This window comes from Dietzia natronolimnaea, assembly GCF_002289575.1.
GTDB lineage: Bacteria > Actinomycetota > Actinomycetes > Mycobacteriales > Mycobacteriaceae > Dietzia > Dietzia natronolimnaea_A.
Genome location: NZ_NTGA01000023.1, coordinates 59675 through 84655 on the forward strand (window position 1 = coordinate 59675; position 24981 = coordinate 84655).

Sequence of the window (24981 nt, forward strand, 5' to 3'; positions counted from 1 at the left end):
GCGCTCCCTGGTGGCCACCCCCCGTGCGTTGACCCAGTACCCCAAGGAGACCCTGCGTCTCATCGCCGAGATCGCCAGGTCAACACGCTGTTCCAGGACCTCACCGACCTGCTCACCGCGATCGAGCCGGAGAAGCTGAACGCGACCCTCGGCGCGATCTCCGGAGCGGTCGACGGGCGCGGTGATCAGGTGGGACGCACCATCACCGACCTGAACGACTATCTGCAGGAGATCAATCCGCAGATCGAGACGTTGCAGAGGGATCTGGCCAAGGGGTCGAGGGTGGCCAATCTGTACGCCGACGTGACCCCTGACGTCATGCGCCTGCTGGACTCCGGTACGGACGTCGGTGCCAACGTCGTCAACAACCAGGCGCGCTTCGAGCAGCTGTTGCTCTCGGCGATCGGCACCGGCGAGACGGGCAAGCGGCTGTTGTCCGAGAACGGTAACGAGCTGGTCAAGACCCTGGCGGACATGCGGGCCTCGACCAGCCTGCTCGCCGAGTACCACCCGATGCTCACCTGCCTGATCGTCGGGCTCAACCAGGGCGTCGAGGGCGCGACGTCGGCGTTCGGCGGGGTGGACCAACCCGGTCTGGTGTTCAAGTCCGGTTTCCAGCAGGGGGCGCGGGCGTACGAGTACCCCAAGGACCTGCCCAAGGTGAACGCCAGCACCGGGCCCAACTGCTACGGCCTGCCGTTCCCGGACCCCTCGGTCCACGCCCCGTTCGTCGTCACCGACACCGGCTCGAATCCTGTGGAGGGAATGCCCGACGTGTTCACGTCCCGCCCCGCCCCGCTGTTCGGTCCGCTCCCTCCCAGCGAGCCCGGCCGTCCCGCACCGCCGACGTTGCTGCAGGTCATGCTCGGTATGGACGGGGCGACCCCGTGACCCCCGGGCGCTCGTCCGCACGCTCCGCCCGTGCCACGCTGATCAAGCTGTCGATCTTCACGACCGTCATGGCGCTCATCCTCGCGGGGCTCGTCATGGTCTTCAGCGAGTTCCGCACCGGCGATACGGAGAGATACAACGCGGTGTTCGCCGATGTGTCCGGACTGGAGTCCGGGGACAAGGTGCGCATCGCCGGGGTGGAGGTGGGCCGTGTCCACCGGATCGGACTGGAGGACGGGAACATCGCGGCAGTGCAGTTCTCGGTGGCGGGCAACCAGATCGTGCACCAGAGCACCGAGGCGATGGTCCGCTACGAGAACCTGACCGGTGACCGGTATATGGAGCTCAAGCGGGGTGAGGGTGACCAGTCCGCGCTCGACCCGGGCGGCACCCTGCCGATCTCCCAGACCTCCCCGGCGCTGGATCTCGACGCCCTGCTGGGCGGGTTCCGCCCGCTGTTCCGCGCCCTGGACCCGGGCCAGGTCAACCAGCTGTCGGAGTCGATCGTCAAGGTGTTCCAGGGAGAGGCCGGCACGGTCCAGGACCTGCTCGCCTCGACGGCGTCACTCACGCAGACCCTGGCCGACCGCGACCAGCTCATCGGCGACGTGATCGCCAATCTCAACGGCGTACTCACCACGGTGTCCGACAATCAGGAGAACGTGGACTCGATCGTCGACGACCTGCAGCAACTCGTCTCGGGGTTGGCCGCGAACTCGGAGCCGATCGGCGAGTCGGTGAGCCGCCTCAACGACGCGAGCGCCAACATGACGACCCTCCTGGCCGACGTGCGGCCCGCGCTCAAGGAGGACATCGCGCAGCTCGATCGCGTGGCCACTCTGATCAACGAGGACGAGCCGTTCGTCGAGAACGTCATGAACAGGCTGCCGTCCGACTTCGAGAAGATGAGTCGCCTGGGGGTCTACGGCAGTTTCTTCCAGTTCTATCTCTGCGGCGTGATAGTGCAGCTCACCAACCCCGCCACGGGCCGGAGCGTCTACCTCCCCCAGTACGAGCAGACGACGGGACGGTGTTCCTTCCCCGATGAGTGACTCCACGAACAACGCCCCTCCCAGGGCTCCACGGGGCCAGCTGCGTTTCCGGGACCGCGACCCCAGGGCCATCGGCGCCTGGGGTGCCCTGGGCGCCGTAGCGCTGATGGCGATCTCGCTGAACTACGACCGGATCCCCTATGTCAACGGGACGCGCAACGCCACGGCGTACGTCGCCGACGCCGCCGGGCTGAACACCGGCGATGCGGTCCAGGTGGCCGGGATGAACGTCGGTTCGGTCCGCAGCATCGAGCTCGACGGTGACAGGGTCCGGGTGCGCTTCGCCATCGACACGGACGTCGCGCTCGGTGCGGACACCTCCGTCCAGGTCAAGACGGATTCCATCCTGGGGCGCCGCGCGCTGGGGGTGTTCTCGGACGGTCGGGGGGACCTGCCGGACAACACCATCCCTCTCGAGCGGACCTCCGTTCCGTACTCACTCACCTCCGCGCTGGGAGACTTCAGCGACACCGTCGAGGCGATGGACACCGACAAGGTGGACGAGGCGTTGACGGTGATCGCCGAGACGATGGAGGGATCCTCGCCCGAGATCAGGGGGGCGCTGGACGGGATCACCAGACTCTCCGCCTCCCTCAACCAACGCGACGAAGGCGTGCGTCAACTCCTCGAGAAGGCTGCCGGGACCACCGACGTGCTCGGGCAGCGCAGCGAGCAGATCAACCAGCTCATGGTGGACGGCAACGTGCTGTTCACCCAGCTCGACCTGCGTCGAAGGGCGTTGAGTGAGCTGATCGTCAACATCGACGAGCTCGCCCGGCAGCTGTCCGGACTCGTGCAGGACAACGAGGCGCAGCTCGGGCCCGCCCTGGACAAGTTGGAACAGGTGTCGGACCTGCTGATCCGCAACAGGGAGGACATCGACCTGGGTCTGCGCCGGATCGTCCCCTACTCCACCGCGTTGAGCGAGGCCGTGGCCTCCGGGCCGTGGTTCAACGCCTACGTCTCCAACCTCTCCCTGGGCCAGTACCAGCAGACGATCCTCCGTGATGTCATGCCGCTCATCGACGACCGGGTCCGGCCCGAACCGGGTCTCGTCCGCGAGCCGACCATGCCGGGTGTCCCGGGCCTGACACTGATGGACGAATTCCCCGGCTGGGGCGAGAAGAGGCTGCCGCGATGACCCGACTTCTCTCGACCACGCTGGCCAGGATCGTGGCCCTCGTCGTCGTCGTCCTGCTCGTGGTTGCCGCGGTGTGGTTCTTCACCTCGCGGTCCAAGGTCATCAGCGCCTACTTCGAATCGACCCGGGGCGTCTACGTCGACGACACGGTCCGGGTTCTCGGCGTGCGCGTCGGGACCATCACGGACATCACCACCGAAGGCGGGTTGTCCAAGGTCACGATGAAGGTCGACGAGGACGTGTCCGTCCCGGCCGACGCCAACGCCCTGCTGGTGGCGCAGTCTCTCGTCGCGGAGCGGTTCATCCAGCTCACCCCGGCCTTCACGGGGGGCGAGGAGATGCCGGACGGGGGCTCGATTCCCGTCGACCGCACGGCCATCCCGGTCGAATGGGACGGGGTCAAGGACCAGCTCATGAAGCTGTCCTCGGCGCTCTCTCCCACCGGTGACGAGGAGACGGGGCCGCTGGGTGACTTCGTCGATTCCGCGGAAGCGATGCTCGACGGCAACGGCACCGAGGTCCGCGACGCGCTCAGCGAGGTCTCCCAGACCATGGCGCTGCTCTCGGACGGGCGGGAGAACCTCTTCACGACGCTGAAGAACCTCCAGCTGTTCGTGTCCGCGCTGTCCCAGAGCGAGGAGCAGATCGTGTCGTTCGGAGGAAGGCTTGCGAGCGTGTCCCAGGTGCTGGGAGACCAGACGGACGACATCGACTCCGCCTTGCGGGACCTCGATCTCGCCGTCACGGACATCAATCGATTCCTGGAGAACAACGGAGAACGCGTGAGCACCGCTGTCGACAAGCTGGGTCAGGCGACCGAGGTGGTCCGGGAGAGGCGGGCGGACCTGGAGGGGGTCCTGCACGTGGGTCCCACCGGGATGTCGAACTTCTACAACATCTACCGGCCCTACCAGGGCGTCCTGACCGGAGTGCTGTCCACCAACCAGATGGCCAACCCGACCAACTTCATCTGCGGTGCCATCGCCGGGCTCGCCAACAACACCGCCGAGTCCGACGCGCAGTTGTGCGCGGAATACATGGGGCCGCTGTTCAACTCGCTCACCTCCAACTACCCGTACGGGGTCGTCAGCCCGCCCATCACACCGACCGCCGAACCCCAGCAGATCTGGGACTCCCAGAAGCCGGGGACCAGCACCCCCCCGGGTGTCCAGCCGGTGTCCGCCCGACCCGATCCGTTGGTCAACGTGGTCAACAGGGGAGACAACCTGACCGACACCCTCCTCGTGACGGGAGGGGCGTAGATGAACGGCGAGCGCCCCCGGGGGCGATTGCTGGCGGCGGGCGCACTCGGCGCCGCCGTCCTGATCACCGGTGCCGGATGCACGTGGGAGGGCCTGAACTCCCTCCCGCTGCCCGGAGCGCAGGGCCGGGGGGACGGCGCGTACGAGGTCACCATCGAGATGCCCAACGTCACCACCATCACCCGCAACTCCCCGGTCCGGGTCAACGACGTGAACGTCGGGTCGATCACCGGAATGAGGGTCGAGGACTACACCGCGATAGTGACCGTGTCGCTCAACGAGGAGGTCAGACTCCCGGCGAACGCGCACGCCAAGATCGGTCAGACCAGCCTCCTCGGATCACAGCACCTCGAGCTGTTCCCGCCGCCGGACGGTGACCCCCAGGGAACCCTCTCGGACGGTGACGTGATCCCCCTGGCCAGGGCCGGCGTGTACCCGACCACCGAGCAGACGCTCTCGGCGCTGTCGGTCGTGCTCACCGACGGTGGCCTGGCGCAGTTCGAGACCATCGCGCAGGAGTTCAACGCCGCACTGGGTGGTCGGGAGGTCGACACCCGGGAGGTCATCGAGCAGCTGGAGACGACCGTCAGTGGGCTCGACGCGCAACGTGCGGACATCATCGCCGCGATGGACGGGTTGGACCGGCTCTCCCGGCAGATCAACGACCAGACCGACACCCTGGCCCGGGCGCTGGCCCAGATGCCGGAGGCGGTGGCCCTGATCAACGACCAGAAGCAGGAGCTGACCACCGCGATGGTCTCGCTCGGGGACCTGGGAAACAAGGCCAATCAGGTGATCGACGCCGGAGGCGGGCAGAATCTCGTGGCCAACCTCCGCGACATCACGCCCGTTCTCGATGCACTGGCCAACGCCGGTCGCGACCTGACCCGGGCACTGAGCGTGCTCATCACGTTCCCGTTCCCCCAGGCGGGTATCGACAACTTCCTCCGAGGTGACTACGCGAACCTCTACATCCACGCGGATGCCTCGATGCCGCGGCTGGCGGAGACGCTGCTGCTCGGCACCGAGTTCGGCAACCGGATGGCCGGGCTCGAGGGGTACGTGGGTCTCGCACCCACCCCGCCGGCGAGCGTGGACCCGTTCTCGCTCGACGTCCCCCGGCCGGAACCGTCGGAGGAGAACCCCTTCGCCGAACTGCTGGCAGAGGAGCCGGGACCGGACGCGACGCCAGAGGAGGCCCCCCGATGACCCGGTTCGTCAAATTCCAGCTGGCGATCTTCGCCGTGGTCACAGTGATCGCGCTGACCGTCATGTCGGTCGCCTACCTCAGGTTGCCGACGGCGTTCGGGTGGCAGCGCACGGATGTCGCGCTGGAGATGCCCGACACCGGCGGTCTGTACAAGAACGCCAACGTCTCCTATCTGGGGAACGTGATCGGGCGGGTCGACGCGGTGACCCTCAAGCCCGGTCATGTCGTGGCCGACCTCCATTTCGATTCCCGGTCCGATGTTCCCGAGAACGCCCGGGCGCAGATCCGTAGCGTCTCGGCGGTGGGTGAGCAGTACGTCGAGTTCGTTCCCGAGGGCGAGCCGCGGGGAGTGATGAGAGACGGCACCGTGCTCGGTGAGGACCGGGTGGACATGCCGCAGGGCATCGGCCCCGTCCTCGACCAGGCCACGGTGCTCATGGCGTCGATCGACGACGCCAAGATGCGCCGCGTGATCAGCGAGTCCTTCGACGCGTTCAACGGATCCGAGCGGGACCTGCAGCAGTTCCTCGATTCCGCGCAGCTCCTGCTCGAGGAGGCCCGGGTCAACACCGGCGTCACCCGTCAGCTGATCGAGGACGCCGAGCCCGTCCTGGACTCCCAGCTCCGGTCGTCCGACTCCATCCGGGCGTGGACCCGCAACCTCGCGGACGTGACGGACCAACTCCGGGTCAACGAGCCCCAGCTCACCTCGATCATCCAGCGGGGACCCGATTCGTTGGCCCGCGCGACCCGCGTGCTCAACGATCTGCAGCCGACCATGCCGGTGCTCGTGGCCAACCTCATGAGCGTCGGCGAGGTGGGCGTGGTCTACAACCGTTCGATCGAGCAGCTGCTCGTGATCTACCCGGCGCTGGTCTCCTCGATCCTCACCGCGATCGAGGGCGCCCGCGACACCGGTGAGATCAAGGTGGACTTCAACCTGCAGATCAACGAGACACCCCCGTGCACGACCGGCTTCCTCCCCGCCGCCGACCGTCGCTCTCCCGCCGACCTGTCGGTGCCGCCCCAGATCAACGGCATCTACTGCAAGGTGCCGCAGGACTCGCAGATGGTCGTCCGTGGTGCCCGCAACCTCCCCTGCATGGAGTACCCGGGCCGCCGCGGCGCCTCGCCGGCGGAATGCGCGGCCGGCGACTACCGGCCGGAGGGGCACAACCCGCCCGACACCAGCGAGGTCGGTCCGCCCGGCAACAACCCCAACGGGTGGAACGTCGTGCCCTCGTCGGGCACCGGTGAGCGGGAGATCCGGACCTCCGCGGCGATGTACGACCCCTCGACGGGCGAGTATCTGGGCGCGGACGGCAAGACGTATCGTCAACTGAACCTGGGAACCGGGAGCAGACTGGCCGCGGACGCCGACCTCGCCGACATCATGACGAACGGAGTGATCTAGTGCCACAGCCGGACGACACCCCCACCGAGGGTGGACGGAGCTGGCTGGCGGTCACGTCCGTCGTGGCGGCCCTGTGCCTGGTGGCGGCCCTCGTGTCCTCGGGGTTGTGGTTGTCCGAGCGCGGCAAGGCTGCCTCGATCCGCGCCGACCGGGCCTCCGCGAGCGAACTGGACGCGTCTTATCGCGACTTCGCCTCGGACGTGATGACCCGGCTCATGACCATCCGTCAGGAGACCCTGACCGAGGACGTGGACCGGATCGTCGAGATGATCGAGGGAGACTTCTCCGAGCAGTTCACCCCGCGCCGGGACTCCTACGAGGAGGTCGTCGAGACCACAGCCGTTGTCGCTGACGGCGTGGTCTCCGCCGCCGCGGTCGAACAGTCCACCCCCGAGCGTGCAGAGGTGATCATGGCGATCGACCAGACCATCGGCAACCCGAGGTCACAGGAGGACCAGGACCGGCAGTACCGCGTCCGGGTGACGGTCAACCGACACGATGACGGCGAGATGAAGGTCTCGGGGGTGAACTTCATCCCGTGAGCGACAGCGACGTGCCCGATGTCCGCTCCGCCCGGCGTGCGCAGCGGGAAGCCGAGCGCGCGGCCCGGGCCCAGCGCAAGGCCGACGCCGCGCGCGAGCGCGCACTGGAAGCGGCCCGTGCAGGGGGGCTGTTCGAGGGAATGGAGGCGATGCCGCGCACCGGTTCGGCCGAGGTTGCGGCGGAGTCCGACGGCGGTTCCGGGGCGGCCACTGGTGACGGATCGGCGCCCCCCGCGCCACCGGTCTCGTCGCGGGAACCACTCGATCCCACCCGTCAGCGCAGGCTGACCACCGCCCTGGCCGCGGTGTCCGTGGTCCTCCTCGTCGTCACCGGTCTGTCGACCTGGCAATACGTCGAGGCGAGGGGTGAAGCGGCCACCGAACAGCAGATCGCGGACGCCCCCCGCGCGGCGACGGACGCGGCGCGCGAGATCGCGACCCAGATGTTCACCTACGATCACCGGACGGTCGACGCCGAACTGGCGGCGGTCCGCGAGCGACTCACCGATCCCGCGCTGACGGAGTTCGTCGAGCAATCCATGCCCGCCGTGGCCTCCGCGGCCAAACAGCAGGAGGCCAGTGTGTACGCGACCGTGGCGGCGGCCGCCCCGCAGGAGGTCGTGGATGCCGACAGCGTGACGGTACTGGTGATGCTCAACCGGATGGTGTCGACCAGGGAGGATCCCGAGGCGGCCAGTTCCGCATCGCGACTCAGTCTGTCGATGGAGCGCGTTGACGGTACGTGGAAGCTGGGTGAGCTGGAGGCGCTGTGAGCGGCGCGCCGACTACTCGTCGGAGTTGAGTGCGACTACTCGTCGGAGGTGGCGTCGAGCGTCTCGAAGAACCGCCGTGCCCACGCGTGGACGTCGTTGCCCAACACCTGCCGGCGCAGCGCCCGCATGCGTCGACGGCGGTCGTACTCCGTTTCGGTGACGGCCGCCATGATGGCGTCCTTGACGCCCTCCAGGTCGTGCGGATTGCACAGATAGGCCTGCCGTAGTTCGGCGGCGGCGCCGGTGAACTCGCTCAGCACGAGCGCGCCCTCACCGTCCGTGCAGGAGGCGACGTACTCCTTGGCCACCAGGTTCATCCCGTCCCGCACGGGGGTGACCAGCATGACGTCCGCGGCCACGTAGAACGCCGTGAGCTCGGACTTGGGTACGGGTCGGTGGATGTAGGTCACCACAGGGTGTCCGATCTCGCCGAAGCTGCCGTTGATCCGGCCCACGGACTCCTCGATGCGCGAGCGCATGATCTGGTACTGCTCGACCCTCTCGCGACTGGGGGTGGCGAGCTGGAGCAGGGTGACGTCGGCGGTCTCGAGACGCCCCTCCTCGAACAGCTCCTCCAGGGCGCGGAGCCGGACGTCGATCCCCTTGGTGTAGTCGAGGCGGTCGACGCCCAGCAGCAGGATCTCAGGGGAGCCGAGTTCGCTGCGCAGGCGTTCCGCTCGGGCCCGGGTGTCGCGCTCGCGGGCGGCCGCGTCGATGGCAGCCGAGTCGATCGAGATGGGGAACGCCCCCACCCGCACCATCCGGTCGTCCACCCGGATCTCGGACGCCCGCCCCCGCGTCGAGCGGAGCCGCGCCGAGGGGTGGCCGAAGAGCCGGTGGGCGAGGATCCGGAAGTTGTCCGCGCCGCCTGGGAGATGAAACCCCACCAGATCCGCGCCGAGCATGCCCTCGACGATCTCGGAGCGCCAGGGGAGCTGCATGAACAACTCGACCGGCGGGAAAGGGATGTGGAGGAAGAACCCGATGGTGAGGTCGGGCCGCATCTCGCGCAGCAGGCGGGGGACCAGGAGCAGCTGGTAGTCCTGCACCCACACGGTGGCGCCGGTGGCCGCGGCCGCGGCGGTGGCCTCGGCGAACCGCCGGTTGATCGCCACGTATGCGTTCCACCATTCACGGTGGTATTCGGGAGGGACCACCACGTCGTGGAAGAGTGGCCACAGGGTGCCGTTGGAGAAGCCCTCGTAGTAGAGCTCGACGTCCCGGGCGGACAGGGTGACCGAATGCAACCGGATCCCGTCGGCGTCGAACGGCTCGGGGGAGGCGTCCGCCACTCCGGGCCAGCCCACCCAGGCCCCGTGGTTGGCCTTGAGGATGGACTCCAGGGCCGTCACGAGCCCGCCGGGGCTGGCCTTCCAGTATTCCTGGCCGTCCTTACCCCGCACGAGGTCGACGGGGAGCCGGTTGGCCACGACGACGAAGTCCGCACCCGCGTCGGCCGGCGCCTGCTCGGTCGCGCCCGTCATCCCCGTACCCCCGTTGATCGTCGTGATGCGGTCTACTCGGCGTCGGCCGGGTCGACCTTCTCGGGACCGATCCCGAGCATCTCGAGCAGCATCAGGCACTCGTCCGCGTCGGCGGCGTACGAGGCCACGATCCTCTGGGCCTGGTACGCGGTCTCGTCGGCTACGGGCTCGAGGTCGACGTCGAGCTCGGGCTCCTTGCTGGCCGCTGCGGCGCTTGACATGTGTGTGTCCTCCCGTGTCGTTATGGGACGGCGGGCCCGGATGGGCGCAGGCGTCCGGTGACATCGTACGTCACTGGTCGGCGGCCGCGGACCTGCGCAGATTTCGCGTGACCCACTCGCCGAAGACGATGCCGGCGGCCAGGGCCACCGCGATCGCCAGTGCCTGGAACATCAGCCCCACGCCGATACCGGTCTGATCGCTGGTGAGCGCGGACAGTCCCCGGTAGACCGAGAGCCCGGGCAGGAGGGGCGTGATCCCGGCGATGGTCACGATGAGGGGCGGGACGGTCGCGATGCGGGCGAGGATGCCTCCGAAGAGCCCCATCGCACAGGCCGCGAGAGCCGATCCCACCACCACACCCAACCCGGTCGTGATGACGACCTGGAAGATGAGCATCCCGACGGCCCCGACGGTCGCGGCCAGCCACGTCGCGCGGACGGTCGCGTAACTGGCCACGGCGAAACCTGCAGCCCCGACGCCCGCGGCGAAGACGGTAAGGAAGAGCGGCGCGTTGCCGGAGATCGTCGGATCGATGGGGGGTGGGGAGAAGCCCAGGCGTCCGAACACCGCCAGGGCGATGGTGATGCCGCCGAGTATCCCTCCCGTGAGGATCATCGTCTCCACGCCACGGCCTGCCGACGTGACGGGGAATCCGGTGATGGCGTCCTCGATCGCACCGACGAGCGTGAGCCCGGCGAGCAGCACGATGATCCCCGCGGCGACGAGGGCGGACGGTTGGATGTCCACGAAGTCGTCGCTCAGGATCACGTAGGCCAACAGGGCCCAGGCGGCGGCGATGAACCCGCCCACGATCTGCTGGAAGAACTTCGGCAGGCGGTGGCCGTCGAGATACCTGTTGGCGTACATCAGGGCGAACGTCGACACCATCGACAGGAGACCGGCCAGCGGGCTGCCCCCCAGCTGGATGACGACGGCGAAGCCGAGCATCGCCCAGCCCAGGACCGCGACGCGGAAGGTGTGCGGGTGGGGTGAGGCGATGATCTGCTCGACCTCTGCCGTCGCCTGTTCGACGGTCAACTGGCGCCGCACGATGAGGTCGATGAGGCGGGCGACACGGGTCACCCTCGTCATGTCGATGGTGCGGTAGTCGACGACCCGGATGACGGAGATGGGTGGTCGGCCGCGACGCCGGTTGACGCCGATGGTCAGCGAGGTGAAGGTGACCTCGACGGTGGCGCCCGGGAGGCCGAACGCGGCCGCGACCGATTCCCCCTGGGCGACCGTGTCCGCCGCGCCCTCTCCGGAGGAGAGCAGGATGCCCGCGATCTCCAGGGCGAGATTGAGCACGTCGGTGACGGCGCCGTCGTCGTCCAGGTCCACCGGCGCCATCGGCGACAGCGGCGGTTCGACCGCCAGGTCCATCGTGGACTTGCGCAGACCCAGCCACGCCAACGGGCGGGTGAACGGTGCAGCGGCGTCGCGGATCTCCACGTGGACACCGTAGTCAAGTCCGGGGCGGTCGAGGGCACAGTGGTCGAGGGCACGGCGGAGCGGTCGGGGGAACGAGCCGGGATCCGGCTAGGATGTGTGCCGGACCCCGGCTGAGCCGGGTCCGTGCTGGAGTGGCGCAATTGGTAGCGCACCCGACTTGTAATCGGGCGGTTGCGAGTTCAAGTCTCGTCTCCAGCTCTCACCTCGCCCAGCGGAGCGCGGCGAGGGTGCCCCACGTTCGTAGGACGTTGGTTCAGGTTTCTCAGGCTTCTGGGTAGGGTGTGACTCGTGTGCAGCGAGAGCGAGGGCTCCCGAACCGGGATCGTGGATCCCGAACGGCGTGTCGCGGAAGCGTGGATGCGCGCGGTCGCGGCATGTGACGAGGCCGCCGCACTGAAGCTCTCCGCCCCGACGATCATCTACACCAACGGCGGGCACCTCAGTCGTTACGAGGGGCACGACGGCATCCGCGACATGATCGAGGACGTCGCGCGCCTGGCCGGGTTCATCCATGTGACCGTCCAGTCGGTGGTGGCGGAACCCGGGACTGTCGCCCTCCGGCGACTCGAGACCTACACCCTGCCCCAGGGGGGAGTGGAGATCCCGGCACTGGCCTTCGTCGATGTCGAGGAAGGGCTGGTCACGCGCTGGGAGGACTACAAGGACCTGCGCACGCTGAACGCGATCACGGAGTAGACGGTGAACGGAGGCGGTCCGATGGGCCAGGATGGGCGCCGCGACGACCCCGCCGTCGTGGCCAGGGCCCTCGTCGAGTCCAGGTTCCGTGGGGATGTGACCACCGCGACCTCGCTCTGCGCGCCCGACATCGTGATGCGGATCGAGGGGTCCTATGAGGCGCACGGCCGCGAGGGACTGGCGAACCTCATCGAGTTCAACCATGAGGTCGCCACCAACGTCCGTGTCGAGATCCACCGGATCATGGTCTCGGGTGACACCGTCGCGATGAGCAGAACCATGTTCCTCGACGTCGACGGGCAGGCCATCGAACTCGGCGCGGGCGCGTTCTTGACGGTGCGCGACGGCCTGGTCCGGGAATGGATCGACTACCTGGACATGAGCGAGTTGGCGCGCGCGCTCGGGCACTGACCTCGGGCACTGACCTCGGGCACTGACCCTGTCCGCCTGGCCCGGTCAGTCCGAAGGCACGAACTCCCCGTGGCCGAGGTCCCGCAGCGCGCGACGGATCGTGGCGGCCGCCGCGTCCGAGACCTCTGCAGGGGTGTCGGGGTCCGCCCGCGACAGGTCGAAGACGGACATGTCCTCGGCGGGGAAGACGTGGATGTGGGTGTGCGGTACCTCGAACCCCGCGATGAGGTACCCGGCTCGCGACGCCCCGAAACCCTCCACGACCGCCTTGCCGACCGCCTGGGCGACCTCGTTGAGTCGCGCCAGAAGTCGGGGTTCCAGGTCGGTCCACCTGTCGATCTCCTCCCTCGGGACGATGAGGGTGTGACCGGCCGCGACGGGCGCGATGGTGAGGAACGCCACCACCTCGGGGTCCTCCCAGACGAACCTTCCGGGCAGTTCGCCGGAGATAATCTTGCTGAATACGGACGACATGTTCTCAGCGTACGTATCAGGGGCGGCTGCTTGCGGTTCTCGTAGGGCTTCTCGTGGTGTAATGGCGGGTAGGCCACCCGGAGAACGAGCGGCGCAGGGTCCTCGGAGGATGGCGGAGGGACGGGCAGATGATCGAGGTATCGGCACGGACTGCGGACGACGCCGTGAAGAAGAAGTCCTACCACCACGGTGACCTGCGTAACGCCATCATCAACGAGGCCATCTCGCGGGCGCGGTCGTCGGGGAGAAGGCGATCGTGTTGAGGGAGATCGCCCCGGTCATCGGCGTGTCGGCCACCGCCGCCTACCGCCACTTCACCAACAGGCAGCAGTTGGTCGAGGAGGTCTCCTCCCGCGGGTTCGACGCGCTGGGTGAGTGTGTGAGTCTGCCCGGGGTCGTCGGCGCGGACTCCGCCCCGGGGCTCGCCGCCTACGTGGATCTGCGCAACGCGGGGATCGCGGTCGTGCAGTTCGCCGTCGCGGAGCCCGCCTGGGCGCGGTTGATGGTGGAGACCGTGGGAGGGTCGCCGGGCGTCGCACTCGCCGCGGCGGAGGTCCTCGCCGTCATGCAGGCGATCGTCGATCGAGGGATCGCGGCCGGGACCTTCCGGCCGGGAACCCAGGTCAGCGACCATCAGGTGCTCTGGGCCGGTATCGGCGGCCTCTGTACGCATGCGATGTTCGGACTCGCGCCGATGGGGTCCCCGGATGCGGACCACGCGACGGCCCGCACGATCGACCTCTGTATGACGGACATGCTCACCCCGGAGGGACTCGCCCTTCGCGAGCAGGCCGAGTTGCCGGACGGGATCGCGACCGAACTCCCCGGGTAACCGCAGTACCGGGGCCACGTCGGAGCGGGGCCGCGACTAGTGTGGGCGCTGTGCGAATTCTCGTGATCGGTTCCGGTGCCCGTGAGCACGCCCTGCTCGTCGCCCTCGCCGCGGATCCCGCGGTGACGGAGCTCCACGCCGCGCCGGGCAACCCCGGCATGGTTCAGGCCACGTGCCACGACACCGCGGTGACGGATCCCGCGGCCGTCACCGCGCTGGCCCGCCGGCTCGAGGTGGACCTGGTCGTGATCGGCCCGGAGGTCCCGCTGGTGGCGGGGGTGGGCGACGCCCTGCGCTCAGCCGGCGTCCCGGTGTTCGGCCCGTCGTCCGACGCCGCCCGGATCGAGGGTTCCAAGGCGTTCGCCAAGGACGTCATGGCCGCGGCGGGGGTACGGACGGCGCGCGCGGAGGTCGTCGACTCGCCCGCCGACCTCGACGAGGCGCTGGACCGGTTCGGTCCCACCTGGGTGGTCAAGGACGACGGCCTGGCGGCGGGCAAGGGCGTGGTGGTCACCACCGATCGCGCCGCCGCGCACGCCCACGCGCTCGCCTGCCTGGACGACGGCCACCCGGTGCTTCTCGAGTCGTTCCTCGACGGCCCGGAGGTCTCGTTGTTCTGCCTGGTGGACGGGGAGACGGTTGTCCCGCTCCTGCCCGCCCAGGACCACAAGCGGGTCGGCGAGGGGGACCGCGGCCCGAACACCGGCGGGATGGGTGCCTACACCCCCCTGCCCTGGTTGCCGCCGGGAATGGTCGATCGCATCGTCTCGGAGGTCTGCGAGCCCGTCGCCCGCGAGATGGTGGCGCGGGGGTGCGGGTTCTCGGGCCTCCTGTACGCCGGGTTGGCCATCACCACGTCGGGGCCCGAGGTGGTGGAGTTCAACTGCCGCTTCGGTGATCCCGAGACGCAGGCGGTGCTGGCCTTGCTGGAGTCGCCGCTGGGCGAGGTCCTGCACTCGGTGGCCACGGGGCGTCTCGCGGAGCTGCCGCCGCTGGTGTGGCGCGACGGTGCCGCCGTGACGGTCGTGTTGGCCGCGGAGAACTACCCGTCCGCGCCGCGCCGGGGGGATGTGCTCGAGGGAGCCGAACAGCCGGGGGTCTTCCACGCGGGGACCGCGCGGGACGCGGACGGACGACTGGTCTCCGCCGGGGGGCGGGTCCTGTCCGTCGTCGGTACGGGACCCGACCTGGCCGCCGCGCGGGCGGAGGCCTACCGGATCCTCGACGGGGTCGAGCTGGGCGGGGGCCACTTCCGTCGCGACATCGGCCTGGCGGCCGAGGAGGGGCGCATCAGCATCCCGGCGGGATGACCGGACGCGTCACGCCTGTCCTCCCCGGGCGTAGAGGGCCATCCGGGGAGCCTGCTCCACCAGCCAGGGGCTGAACGCGAACGGCGTGGCCTCGACGGCCGTGCGGACGTCCTCGGGCCGGGCCCAGCGGTAGGCGCACACCTCGTCCGCCCGCGGGGCCAGATCGGCGCGGATCCGGGCGGTGAACACCGGGCAGACCTCGTTCTCCACGATGCCGGAGTCGTCCACCGCCCGGTAGCGGAAGTCCGGTAGCGCCTCTTCGATCCCGTCGACCCGCGTCCCGAGTTCTCGTTCGGCCCGTCGCACGATCGCCTCGGCGGGATCCTCGCCCGGACCGGGGTGGCCACAGAACGAGTTGGTCCACACGCCGGGCCAGGCGCGCTTGTCCAGGGCGCGCCGGGTGAGCAGTACGCGGCCCTCCTCGTCCACCACGTGGCACGAGAACGCCAGGTGTAGCGGCGTGTCCGTGGTGTGGACGGTGGCCTTGTCCGCGGTGCCGATGGGACGACCGTCGTCCGAGAGGAGGACCACGTACTCGGTGGTGGCAGAGGCGGGCGCAGAGGCGGGGGCGGAGGCGTCGGGGGGCGAGGGCATACCGTCAACTCTAGGTGCTGCGGGTCCCACGGGCCCGCGGGATCTCAGCCGGCGAGGTCGCGGGCGATCACCAGTCGCTGGATCTGGTTGGTGCCCTCGAAGATCTGGGTGATCTTGGCCTCACGCATGTACCGCTCCACCGGGAACTCCCGGGTGTATCCGACGCCGCCGAGCACCTGGACGGCATCCGTCGTGACCTTCATCGCCGCATCCGTGGCGGTGAGCTTGGCGATCGAGGCCTGGCGCGAGTAGGGCCGGCCGGCGTCTTTCCGTCGGGCGGCGTCGAGGTAGGTGGCCCGGGCGGAGGCCACGGCGGCGGCCATGTCCGCCAGCAGGAAGCCCAGCCCCTGGTGGCCGATGATGGTCTTGCCGAACGCCTCGCGCTCGCCGGCGTAGGCGACCGCGTCGTCCAGCGCGCGCTGCGCGATGCCGGTGGCCACCGCGGCGATCCCGAGCCGGCCGGAGTCCAGGGCGGAGAACGCGATGCGCAGTCCGTCGCCCTCGGCGCCCAGGAGACGGGTGGCGTCGACGCGGGCGCCCTCGTAGGCGGCGGTGGTGGTGGGGACGCCGTTCAGTCCCATCTTGTCCTCGGGTTTCCCGAACGTCAGGTTCTCCGTGTCCCGGGGCACGAGCAGGCACGAGATTCCCCGGGACCCCTCGCCGGTGCGGACGAAGGTGTTGTACACGTCGGCGATCCCGCCGTGGGTGATCCACGACTTGGTGCCGGTGACCACGAACTCGTCACCCTCCCGGACGGCGCGGCACCGCAGGGCCGCGGCGTCGGACCCGGCCTGCGGCTCGGAGAGGGAGTACGCGCCGATCTGCTCGCCGGCGAGCATGCCGGGCAGCCAGTCGGCCTTCTGCTGGTCGGTTCCCGCGGTGGCCAGAGGGAAACACGACAGTCCGTGCACGCTGGTCGCCACGGCGACGGCCGCCCACCGGGCGCCCAGCTCCTCCAGTACCTGCAGGTACACCTCGTAGGGTTGGTCGCCGCCGCCGAACTCCTCCGGGTAGGGCAGTCCCAGAAGTCCTACCTCGCCGAGCTGCGTGAACAGACCCTCGGGATACGTGTGATCCCGCTCGTGCCGGGCCGCGACGGGCTCGAGCAGCTTGTCCGCGACTGAGCGGGTCATCTCGAGGAGTTCGTACGCCTCGTCGCTGGGGAGCAGTCTGTCGACGGCCATGGGGGTCCTTCCGGGTCGCTGAGGGAAATGTCGGCTGGTCTCGCTGGGGGTGGTCTCGCTAGGGGTGGTCTCATTAGAGTGCACGGCGTCCGTGCGGTCGTACCAGCCCCGAAAGCGGGGGTGCCCGTCGGTGGGTGGTGCGCGGCGGGTCCGTGCAGCAGTATCCGGAGACATGTCTGCAGATATGGCCCAGACCACTCCACCCGCCGCCCTCCCGTTGTCCCCGGACGAGCTCCTGGCGATCTACGACGTGCCCGGCGCGAGTGCGGCGCAGTTCCTGTGTGACCGCCACGATCCCGATGCGGTGGCGTTCACCGTGATCGATGCCGACCTGTCGGGTCGGGACATCACCTACGGCGAGCTCAGGGCGAGGAGTGAGAAGGTGGCCGCCGCGCTCTCGGCCCTCGGGGTGGGCGAGGGGGACCGGGTCGCCACCCTCATGTCCAAGTCCGCCGACCTCGTGTTCACGCTCATGGGGATCTGGCGCCTGGGCGCGGTGCACATGCCGCTGTTCACCGCGTTCGCGTGGCCCGCCATCGAGATGCGGCTCACCGGCGGGGCGGCCAGGGTGATCGTGACGGATGCCGACCAGCGGGACAAGCTCGAGACCACGTCGGTGCCGATCGTCGTGGCGGGGCTCGCGGACTGCCCCGCGGCCCGGGAGGGGGATCTGGACCTCCACACGATCGTCGACGCCCGCGAGTCCGGCCGGGCCGCCGCCGTCACCGGCCCTGACGCCGGGATGGTCATGCTGTTCACCTCCGGCACCACCGGCACCCCCAAGGGCGTCGTGGTCCCCGTCCGGGCGCTCGCCGCGTTCCATCAGTACATCGAGACCGGGCTGGACGTGCGCGCCGATGACGTGTTCTGGAACGGCGCCGATCCGGGCTGGGCGTACGGCCTCTACTACGGCATCCTCGGTCCGCTGGCCGTGGGGCGCCGCAGCCTGCTGCTCCACGCCCGATACACCCCGGAACTGGCCTTCGCGGTCCTGCAGTACTACGGGGTCACCAACTTCGCTGCCGCGCCAACCGTCTACCGGACCATGCGGGCGAAGCGCGAGATCGCCCCGGACGTCAGGCTCCGCCGGGCCTCCTCCGCCGGGGAGCCGCTGACCCCCGAGGTGATCGAGTGGTCGATCGAGCAGTTCGGTGTCGAGGTCCGGGACCAGTACGGCCAGACCGAGCACGGGATGTTCATCATCAATCCCTGGCACGACTCGCTCCGCGAGGACGTCCGGCCGGGCTCCATGGGCGTGCCGCTTCCGGGCTGGGCGTGCACCGTGCTCGCGGCCGATGCCGATGAGCCCGCCCCGGTCGGGGAACTCGGCCGCGTGGCGATCGACGTCCCCGACAGCCCGCTCATGTGGTTCACGGGGTATCACGACGCGCCGGAGAAGACGGCCGAGCGGTTCAGCGCGGACGGTCGCTGGTACTACACGGGCGACGCGGCCACGCTCGACGCCGACGGTCACTTCTACTTCTCGAGCCGCGACGACGACGTGATCATCATGTCCGGTTACCGGATCGGCCCGTTCGACGTGGAGTCCGTTCTGGCCAGGCACCCGGACGTCCTGGAGTCGGCGATCATCGGCGTTCCCGACGATCTGGCCGGCGAGGTGCTCGAGGCGTATGTCGTGCTGCGGGAAGGGGTCGAGGGCGACGACGACACGGTGGCGGACCTGCAGAAGTGGGTCAAGACGGAGTTCGCCGCCCACGCCTTCCCGCGGAAGGTGCACTTCGTCCGCGAGCTCCCCAAGACGCCGTCGGGCAAGATCCAGCGCTTCCTGCTGCGCAAGGAACGCCGGGCGAGTCAGGGATAGTAGGCGAACGACGCCCGGGACCGAAGTGACATACCGTCACATAAAGGGGGATTGCGGGTCTATCATCGGCCGATGAGAATCTCACGCGGTGCCCGCGCCCTCGGGGCCGCAGCTCTGGCCGTCGTCATCCCCGTCGTCTCCGCGACCGCGGCGGTCCCCGTCGGCGCCAACCCGGTGATCTCGTCGATCGCGCCGGATCCGTCTGTCCAGAGGGGAGCGGACGGGGCGTTCCACGTCTACGCGTCCTCCGACGACTGGTCGGACGGTGCCGGCTACCGGCTCATCCCGCACTTCCGTTCCTTCGACCTGGTCGAGTGGGAGTACGTGGGGGACGCCTTCGGCTCCCGTCCGGCGTGGGCGCCCCAGGGTTCGTTCCTCTGGGCCCCGGACGTCCACGTGACCGACACCGGTGCCGTCATGTACTACACCACCGGAGGCCCGGCCCCCTGTATCGGCATGGCCACCGCGCCGGGGATCGAGGGCCCGTGGACCCACGGTTCGGCGCCGATCGTCTGCTTCGGTGCCGACGCCCCCTACCAGGACCTGGACCCCATGGACCCCGAGGTCGTGTTCACCGACGACGGGCCCGTCATGTTCATGGGCAATTTCGAGGGGATCCACGCGGTACCGATGAACCCCGCGGGCACGGCGCTCGTCGGGGACCCCGTCCGGGTGGCGGGCACGGGGGTGGAGGCGCCCGCCGTGCTCACCAGAGAGGGCAGGACCCACCTGTTCACCAGCGCGGGATTGTGCTGCGACGGCGAGCAGTCGCAGTACCGGGTTCTGGGCGGCCGCGCCGACAGCGTGATGGGGCCGTACACCGACCGGCAGCAGCGTCCGCTGGTGCAGGCGCCGGGCGCGCCGCTCCCCGGAGATGTGATCCTCAAGGGTGACGCCGACTGGGTGGGCCCGGGTCACGTCGACGTGACCACCGACGACGCGGGGCAGGACTGGATGCTCTACCACGCCGCGCCCCGCGGCAGCGCCGTTCTCCCCAACGGTGTGCAGCGGCGCTACATGATGCTCGACCGCCTGGACTGGGTCGGCGGGTGGCCCGTGGTGGGCGACGGCACCCCGTCGTCGACCCGGCCCGCCGACCCGGTCGTCTCCCTGCCCGTCCGGCTCACGGCGGTCGGGGACGCGGTACTCCGGCCGGACCGGGACCGCCAGGTGCTCGACGCCTCGGTGCGGATGGACTCCACGGGAGCCGCCTATGCGGGAGAGCTGCGAGCCACGCTCACCGGCCCGGGCTCGCAACGGGTGGAGATGCCCGTCCTCGTCGACGGTCAGCAGTGGCCGTCGGTGCCCCAGAGCGTCGAGGCCGGTGCCACCGTCACCCGCGCGGTGACCCTCGTACCCCCCGCGCCCCTCGCGCCGGGGCGGTACGAGCTCGTCGTGTCAGTCGGGGACGCGGGTGGGCCGGTGCGCGAGCTGGCGGTGTTCGGCCTCGAGGTGGCGCCCGACGGGTCGCTCTCGATGGGCTCGGGCGCACTCGGCTCGGCACCGTTGGGTTCCCTCGGCGGCTGATCGCCTGACCCGCGCCCGGATCACGTTTACGGTGAGTGCACTGCACCCCGGGGGACCGCTCCGGGGTGTGTGACACGCGAGGGGGACGGCGAATGGCGACCGGCGATCAGGAACGACCGAGCGGCCGGAGGATGGTCATGGCCCCGCACCTGAGCGGCCTGGAGCCGGACCCCACCCGTGGAATGGAGATCGCGCAGAAATCGCCCGGCGAACGTGACGGGGCCGTGCCGCGCGGGGAGTTCATCCGCAGTGTGATCGGGACCGTCGCGGGGGTCGTGGCGGCGTTGGTGGTCTACGCGGTCATGCCGGGGGATCTGGAGCACAACGCGCGGTTGACCGCAGCCGTGGCGTTCCTGCTGGGGATCTGGTGGATGACCGAGTGCATCCCGATCCCGGCCACCGCGCTGGTGCCGCTCATCGCGTTCCCGGTGCTGGGTCAGGACATCTCGGTCGACGACGTGGGCGCCCAGTACGGGAACAACATCATCTTCCTGTTCATGGGCGGCTTCCTGATCGCGATCGCCATGCAGAGATGGAACCTGCACCGGCGGATCGCGTTGTTGACCGTCCGCGCGATGGGCACCCGCTCGACACGGGTGATCGCCGGGTTCATGATCGCGACCGGGTTCCTGAGCATGTGGGTGTCCAACACCGCCACAGCGGTCATGATGCTGCCGATCGGGGTCTCGGTCCTCATGCTGGCCTCGGAGCTGAGCAGGAGTGGGTCCGGTGGGGAGGCGGACCCGGATGGGGCGCTGCCCCACATGGACTCCTCGTCGGACCCGACATCCGACGAGGTCAAGAAGGCCGTCATCCGGTCGAACTTCGGGACCGCGCTCATGCTGGGCATCGCCTACGCTGCGTCGATCGGGTCGTTGGCCACGATCATCGGGACCCCGCCCAACACCTTGCTCGCCGGCTACCTCGAGAGCGAGCACGGCATCATCCTGGGCTTCGGCCGGTGGATGATGGTCGGTCTGCCCCTGTCCATCGTCATGCTGGTCATCGCCTGGTTCCTGCTCACCAAGGTCCTGTTCAAGCCCGAGGTCGAGCAGATCCCCGGCGGGCGGAAACTGTTCGACGACGAGCTGCGCAGCCTCGGCCCGATCTCCTCGGGCGAGAAGCGCGTTCTGGCCGTGTTCATCGCGGCCGCGGTCGCGTGGGTGGCGGTGCCCTTGGTGTGGGACAGCCCGCCGGTCTCCGACGCCGGGATCGCGTTGATCGCCGGGCTCGTGCTGTTCCTCATGCCCGCGGGCACCGCGCGTGGCGTGCGGCTGCTGACGTGGGAGGCCGCCCTCGCCCTGCCGTGGGGTGTGCTCCTGCTGTTCGGCGGCGGGCTGGCGCTGTCGTCCCAGTTCTCCGGCTCCGGGCTCACCGAGTGGATCGGGGAGAAGTCCGCAGGCCTCGGCGGGCTGCCGGTCGTCCTGCTGGTCGTGGTCGCCGCGGGCGGGGTCCTGATGCTGACTGAACTGACGAGCAACACCGCCACCGCCGCGACCTTCCTGCCCGTGGCGGGCGGGGTGGCGCTGGGGCTCGGGCTCGATCCGATGCTCCTGGCCGTTCCGGTGGCGCTGGCCGCCACCTGCGCGTTCATGTTGCCGGTGGCGACCCCGCCCAATGCCATCGCCTACGGATCGGGATACGTGACGATCGGGCAGATGATCCGGGGTGGTGTCTGGCTCAACCTCGTGGGGATCGTGCTCATCACGCTGGTCACCATGACCCTGATGGTGTGGGTGTTCGGCCTGGCCCTCTGACGTGGGCGCCGGCGCTCGGTGTCGGGGGCGCTAGCGTCAGGGGCATGAGCGTCGCGCGTACCCCCTCTCGCCGGTCGGCCGTCGAGCCCTTCCATGTCATGAGCGTCCTCGCGGCGGCCGCGCGGCGCCAGGAGACGCACGGCGACGTGATCTCGCTCTGCGCCGGGCAGCCCTCGACGCCGGCGCCCGCGCCGGTGCTGGAGGCGGCACGACGCGCGTTGGACACCGAGATCCTCGGGTACACCGAGGCCCTCGGCATCCGGCCGCTACGGGAGGCCATCGCGGACCACCACCGCAGGGTCGACGGCGTCGAGGTGGCCGCCGACGACGTCGTCGTCACCACCGGGTCCTCCGGCGGATTCACCGTGCTGTTCCTGGCCGCGTTCGACCCCGGGGACGCGGTGGTGATGGCCCGCCCCGGGTATCCCGCGTACCGGAACACCCTCCAGGCGTTGGGGTGCCGCGTCGTCGAGGTGGCCTGTGGTCCCGAGACCCGGTACCAGCCCACGGTCGCCCAACTCGAGGCCGTCGCGGCGGAGCTGGGGCACGCGCCCGCCGGTCTCGTCGTGGCCAGTCCCGCCAACCCGACCGGGACGATCATCGACGCCGCCGAACTCGCCGCCCTCGCGCGCTGGTGCGAGGACCGGGGCACGCTGCTCATCAGTGACGAGATCTACCACGGGGTCGCCTACGGTCGGGAGTGCGCGAGCGCGTGGCGGACCAGCCGCGAATCCGTGGTGATGGGGTCGGTCTCCAAGTACTTCTCCATGACCGGGTGGCGCATCGGGTGGATGCTGCTGCCGCGCTACCTGCACGCCCCCGTGGACCGGCTCATCGGCAACCTCACCATCTGCCCGCCCGCGCACGCCCAGTTCGCCGCCGTCGCCGCGTTCACAGAGGTCTCCGCCGCTGAGCTCGACTCGCACGTCCGGCGGTACGCCCGCAACCGCGACCTGGTGCTACGCCGCCTGGGCGAGCTGGGGGTGGGACGGATCGCTCCGCCGGATGGTGCCTTCTACGCCTACGTCGACGTCTCGCAGTGGACCGACGACTCGGTGGCGTGGTGCGCCGAGATCCTCGACCGCACCGGGGTGGCCCTGACCCCGGGTGTCGACTTCGACACCGTCGACGGGCGGCACACCGTCCGGCTGAGCTTCGCCGGCGGCACCGAGGCGATCGCCGAGGCCATGGATCGGCTCCAGGCCGTGCTGTTGCCGTGAGAGCGGTGCTCCTGCCGTGAGAACGGGTCACGGGGGACGCCCGGGGACGCTACCGTCGGCGCATGGGTTCCGCCGAGATCATCACCACCGCCGTGTACATCTTCCGCCCGTGGCTGCTGCTGCAGGCCCCGTTGACGGTGGAGCAGGTCTACGTCAACGCCAGTGAGATCTTCAACGGGTCCACCGGCGGATCCATGGTCTCCTGACCGCCCTGCGATACTGGGTGGCGTGACCGCTCAGAACGCCGCTTCCCCGCAGACCGTCAAGCCCCGCCTGGCGAACGTCCTCGCCTCGCGGTACGCGAGCGCCGACCTGGCCACGCTGTGGTCCGCCGAGCACAAGATCGTCCTCGAGCGCCAGTTGTGGATCGCGGTCCTGCGCGCCCAACGGGATCTGGGCATCGACGTCCCCGACGGCGTGATCGAGGCCTACGAGGCGGTGATCGACCGGGTCGACCTCGGGTCGATCGCCGAGCGCGAGCGGGTCACCCGACACGACGTCAAGGCCCGCATCGAGGAGTTCAACGCCCTCGCCGGGCACGAGCACATCCACAAGGGCATGACGAGCCGGGACCTCACCGAGAACGTCGAGCAGTTGCAGGTGGTGCGCTCCCTCGAGCTCGTCCGCGACCGGGGCGTGGCGGCCGTCCGTCGACTGGCCGAGCACGCCGTCGCCCACCGCGACACCGTGATGGCCGGGCGCAGTCACAACGTCGCCGCGCAGGCCACCACGCTCGGCAAGCGGTTCGCCTCCGCCGCCGACGAGCTGCTGGTCGCGCTCGAGCGGGTCGAGTCGCTGCTGGAGCGGTACCCGCTGCGGGGGATCAAGGGCCCGATGGGGACGGCCCAGGACATGCTCGACCTCCTCGGCGGTGACGCCGCCGCCATGTCAGAGCTCGAGGGCCGGATCGCCGAGCACCTGGGTTTCTCCCGCACGTTCGACTCGGTGGGGCAAGTCTACCCGCGGTCGCTCGACCACGAGGTCGTCTCCGCGTTGGTGCAGCTCGGCGCAGGGCCGTCGTCGCTGGCGCAGACCATCCGTCTCATGGCCGGGCACGAGCTGGTCACGGAGGGGTTCCAGCCGGGCCAGGTCGGCTCGTCGGCCATGCCCCACAAGATGAACACCCGCTCGTGCGAGCGCGTCAACGGCCTGCAGGTGGTGCTCCGCGGCTACGGCTCCATGGCGGCCGAGCTCGCGGGCGCGCAGTGGAACGAGGGGGATGTGTTCTGCTCGGTGGTGCGTCGCGTGGCACTGCCGGACGCGTTCTTCGCCCTGGACGGGATGTTCGAGACCTTCCTCACCGTCCTGGACGAGTTCGGCGCATATCCGGCGGTGATCGACAAGGAACTCCAGCGCTACCTGCCGTTCCTCGCCACCACCAAGGTCCTCATGGCCGCCGTCCGGGCGGGGGTCGGGCGGGAGGTGGCCCACGAGGCGATCAAGGAGAACGCGGTCGCGGTGGCGCTGGCCATGCGCGAGGAGGGCCGCGAACCCGACCTGTTGGACCGGTTGGCCGCGGATGACCGGCTGCCCCTGGATCGCGCGGCGCTCGACGAGGCGCTGTCCGACCGCGCGGCGTTCGTGGGGGCGGCGGGAGACCAGGTCGACGCGGTGGTCGCGCGGGCCACGGAACTCGCCCGCCGCCACCCGGAGGCCGCCGGGTACACCCCGGGCGCGATCCTCTAGGAGACTGCTGAACAAGCTGTGATCC

25 protein-coding genes and 1 tRNA gene are annotated in these 24981 nt (G+C 69.7%); 20 read left to right on the forward strand and 6 right to left on the reverse strand.

Annotated features, from left to right (window positions below):
* Window positions 1-135 precede the first annotated feature (135 nt).
* From CEY15_RS13330 to CEY15_RS13365, 8 genes are read left to right on the forward strand one after another with little or no spacing between them, the layout of a single operon-like run.
* Window positions 136-891 carry an MCE family protein gene (locus tag CEY15_RS13330; protein WP_245847619.1) on the forward strand — a complete coding sequence of 252 codons (756 nt, stop codon included), beginning with the start codon at window positions 136-138 and terminating at the stop codon, window positions 889-891.
* The gene (locus CEY15_RS13335; protein ID WP_095718863.1) at window positions 888-1943 is read left to right on the forward strand and encodes an MCE family protein; all 1056 of its coding nucleotides are present in this window, start codon (window positions 888-890) and stop codon (window positions 1941-1943) included. Before CEY15_RS13330 ends, CEY15_RS13335 begins: the two co-directional genes overlap by 4 nt.
* A complete protein-coding gene (locus CEY15_RS13340; protein WP_095718864.1) occupies window positions 1936-3084 on the forward strand; it encodes an MCE family protein in 1149 nt (382 codons plus the stop codon). Before CEY15_RS13335 ends, CEY15_RS13340 begins: the two co-directional genes overlap by 8 nt.
* Complete coding sequence (locus CEY15_RS13345; protein WP_095718865.1) at window positions 3081-4346, forward strand: MCE family protein; 1266 nt, start codon at window positions 3081-3083, stop codon at window positions 4344-4346. Before CEY15_RS13340 ends, CEY15_RS13345 begins: the two co-directional genes overlap by 4 nt.
* On the forward strand, window positions 4347-5555 hold the full coding sequence (locus CEY15_RS13350; protein WP_095718866.1) for an MCE family protein: 1209 nt from the start codon (window positions 4347-4349) through the stop codon (window positions 5553-5555).
* A complete protein-coding gene (locus CEY15_RS13355) occupies window positions 5552-6970 on the forward strand; it encodes an MCE family protein (RefSeq protein ID WP_095718867.1) in 1419 nt (472 codons plus the stop codon). The genes CEY15_RS13350 and CEY15_RS13355 overlap by 4 nt, the downstream gene beginning before the upstream one ends.
* Window positions 6970-7512: a hypothetical protein gene (locus CEY15_RS13360; RefSeq protein ID WP_095718868.1), complete on the forward strand. Its 543-nt coding sequence runs from the start codon at window positions 6970-6972 to the stop codon at window positions 7510-7512. The genes CEY15_RS13355 and CEY15_RS13360 overlap by 1 nt, the downstream gene beginning before the upstream one ends.
* Window positions 7509-8285 carry a hypothetical protein gene (locus CEY15_RS13365; protein WP_095718869.1) on the forward strand — a complete coding sequence of 259 codons (777 nt, stop codon included), beginning with the start codon at window positions 7509-7511 and terminating at the stop codon, window positions 8283-8285. Before CEY15_RS13360 ends, CEY15_RS13365 begins: the two co-directional genes overlap by 4 nt.
* Window positions 8286-8320: 35 nt before the next feature.
* Here the strand turns inward: CEY15_RS13365 and CEY15_RS13370 are convergent, their stop codons facing one another.
* From CEY15_RS13370 to CEY15_RS13380, 3 genes are all read right to left on the reverse strand, one after another.
* Complete coding sequence (locus CEY15_RS13370) at window positions 8321-9769, reverse strand: alpha,alpha-trehalose-phosphate synthase (UDP-forming) (RefSeq protein ID WP_017835324.1); 1449 nt, start codon at window positions 9767-9769, stop codon at window positions 8321-8323.
* Between the two features lie 32 nt (window positions 9770-9801).
* On the reverse strand, window positions 9802-9990 hold the full coding sequence (locus CEY15_RS13375) for a hypothetical protein (protein WP_017835323.1): 189 nt from the start codon (window positions 9988-9990) through the stop codon (window positions 9802-9804).
* A 70-nt stretch (window positions 9991-10060) separates the two neighbouring features.
* The gene (locus CEY15_RS13380) at window positions 10061-11443 is read right to left on the reverse strand and encodes a threonine/serine ThrE exporter family protein (RefSeq protein WP_017835322.1); all 1383 of its coding nucleotides are present in this window, start codon (window positions 11441-11443) and stop codon (window positions 10061-10063) included.
* 125 nt (window positions 11444-11568) lie between these two features.
* Between CEY15_RS13380 and CEY15_RS13385 the strand changes: the two genes are divergently transcribed.
* The 3 genes from CEY15_RS13385 to CEY15_RS13395 all read left to right on the forward strand — a co-directional run bounded on the left by CEY15_RS13385 (window position 11569) and on the right by CEY15_RS13395 (window position 12550).
* A tRNA-Thr gene (locus tag CEY15_RS13385) sits at window positions 11569-11641 on the forward strand.
* 90 nt (window positions 11642-11731) lie between these two features.
* Window positions 11732-12139: a nuclear transport factor 2 family protein gene (locus CEY15_RS13390; protein WP_095718870.1), complete on the forward strand. Its 408-nt coding sequence runs from the start codon at window positions 11732-11734 to the stop codon at window positions 12137-12139.
* Between the two features lie 21 nt (window positions 12140-12160).
* On the forward strand, window positions 12161-12550 hold the full coding sequence (locus CEY15_RS13395; RefSeq protein WP_017835307.1) for a nuclear transport factor 2 family protein: 390 nt from the start codon (window positions 12161-12163) through the stop codon (window positions 12548-12550).
* 45 nt (window positions 12551-12595) lie between these two features.
* On the opposite strand, the gene CEY15_RS13400 is transcribed toward CEY15_RS13395, so the two are convergent.
* Window positions 12596-13024: an HIT family protein gene (locus tag CEY15_RS13400; protein WP_095718871.1), complete on the reverse strand. Its 429-nt coding sequence runs from the start codon at window positions 13022-13024 to the stop codon at window positions 12596-12598.
* Between the two features lie 128 nt (window positions 13025-13152).
* Between CEY15_RS13400 and CEY15_RS19010 the strand changes: the two genes are divergently transcribed.
* Genes CEY15_RS19010 through purD form a run of 3 tightly spaced genes read left to right on the forward strand, consistent with a single transcriptional unit; the run spans window position 13153 to window position 15166 of the window.
* Complete coding sequence (locus tag CEY15_RS19010) at window positions 13153-13287, forward strand: hypothetical protein (protein WP_281254070.1); 135 nt, start codon at window positions 13153-13155, stop codon at window positions 13285-13287.
* Window positions 13281-13856 (forward strand): TetR/AcrR family transcriptional regulator, encoded by a 576-nt coding sequence (locus CEY15_RS13405; RefSeq protein ID WP_245847617.1) that lies wholly within the window; start codon window positions 13281-13283, stop codon window positions 13854-13856. Before CEY15_RS19010 ends, CEY15_RS13405 begins: the two co-directional genes overlap by 7 nt.
* A 50-nt stretch (window positions 13857-13906) precedes the next feature.
* Window positions 13907-15166 carry a phosphoribosylamine--glycine ligase gene (gene purD, locus CEY15_RS13410; protein WP_095718872.1) on the forward strand — a complete coding sequence of 420 codons (1260 nt, stop codon included), beginning with the start codon at window positions 13907-13909 and terminating at the stop codon, window positions 15164-15166.
* A gap of 9 nt (window positions 15167-15175) precedes the next feature.
* Here purD and idi read toward each other — a convergent pair whose 3' ends face one another.
* Together idi and CEY15_RS13420 are read right to left on the reverse strand one after the other, a co-directional pair.
* Window positions 15176-15760 (reverse strand): isopentenyl-diphosphate Delta-isomerase, encoded by a 585-nt coding sequence (gene idi, locus CEY15_RS13415; protein WP_095718873.1) that lies wholly within the window; start codon window positions 15758-15760, stop codon window positions 15176-15178.
* A 44-nt stretch (window positions 15761-15804) separates the two neighbouring features.
* On the reverse strand, window positions 15805-16944 hold the full coding sequence (locus tag CEY15_RS13420; RefSeq protein ID WP_095718874.1) for an acyl-CoA dehydrogenase family protein: 1140 nt from the start codon (window positions 16942-16944) through the stop codon (window positions 15805-15807).
* Between the two features lie 172 nt (window positions 16945-17116).
* On the opposite strand from CEY15_RS13420, the gene CEY15_RS13425 reads away from it, so the two are divergent.
* The 6 genes from CEY15_RS13425 to purB all read left to right on the forward strand — a co-directional run bounded on the left by CEY15_RS13425 (window position 17117) and on the right by purB (window position 24956).
* Entirely contained in the window at window positions 17117-18766 is a 1650-nt protein-coding gene (locus CEY15_RS13425; RefSeq protein ID WP_176475114.1) for an AMP-binding protein, read from the forward strand.
* A gap of 72 nt (window positions 18767-18838) precedes the next feature.
* On the forward strand, window positions 18839-20293 hold the full coding sequence (locus CEY15_RS13430) for a family 43 glycosylhydrolase (RefSeq protein ID WP_095718875.1): 1455 nt from the start codon (window positions 18839-18841) through the stop codon (window positions 20291-20293).
* Window positions 20294-20430: 137 nt separating this feature from the next.
* Window positions 20431-22050: an SLC13 family permease gene (locus tag CEY15_RS13435; RefSeq protein ID WP_245847618.1), complete on the forward strand. Its 1620-nt coding sequence runs from the start codon at window positions 20431-20433 to the stop codon at window positions 22048-22050.
* A 44-nt stretch (window positions 22051-22094) separates the two neighbouring features.
* Window positions 22095-23270, forward strand: coding sequence for an aminotransferase class I/II-fold pyridoxal phosphate-dependent enzyme (locus CEY15_RS13440; protein WP_095718877.1), 1176 nt, complete (start codon window positions 22095-22097; stop codon window positions 23268-23270).
* A gap of 62 nt (window positions 23271-23332) precedes the next feature.
* Window positions 23333-23476, forward strand: a complete 144-nt coding sequence (locus tag CEY15_RS18505; RefSeq protein WP_156607098.1) for a hypothetical protein — start codon at window positions 23333-23335, stop codon at window positions 23474-23476.
* A gap of 22 nt (window positions 23477-23498) precedes the next feature.
* The gene (gene purB / locus CEY15_RS13445; protein ID WP_095718878.1) at window positions 23499-24956 is read left to right on the forward strand and encodes an adenylosuccinate lyase; all 1458 of its coding nucleotides are present in this window, start codon (window positions 23499-23501) and stop codon (window positions 24954-24956) included.
* Window positions 24957-24981 lie beyond the last annotated feature (25 nt).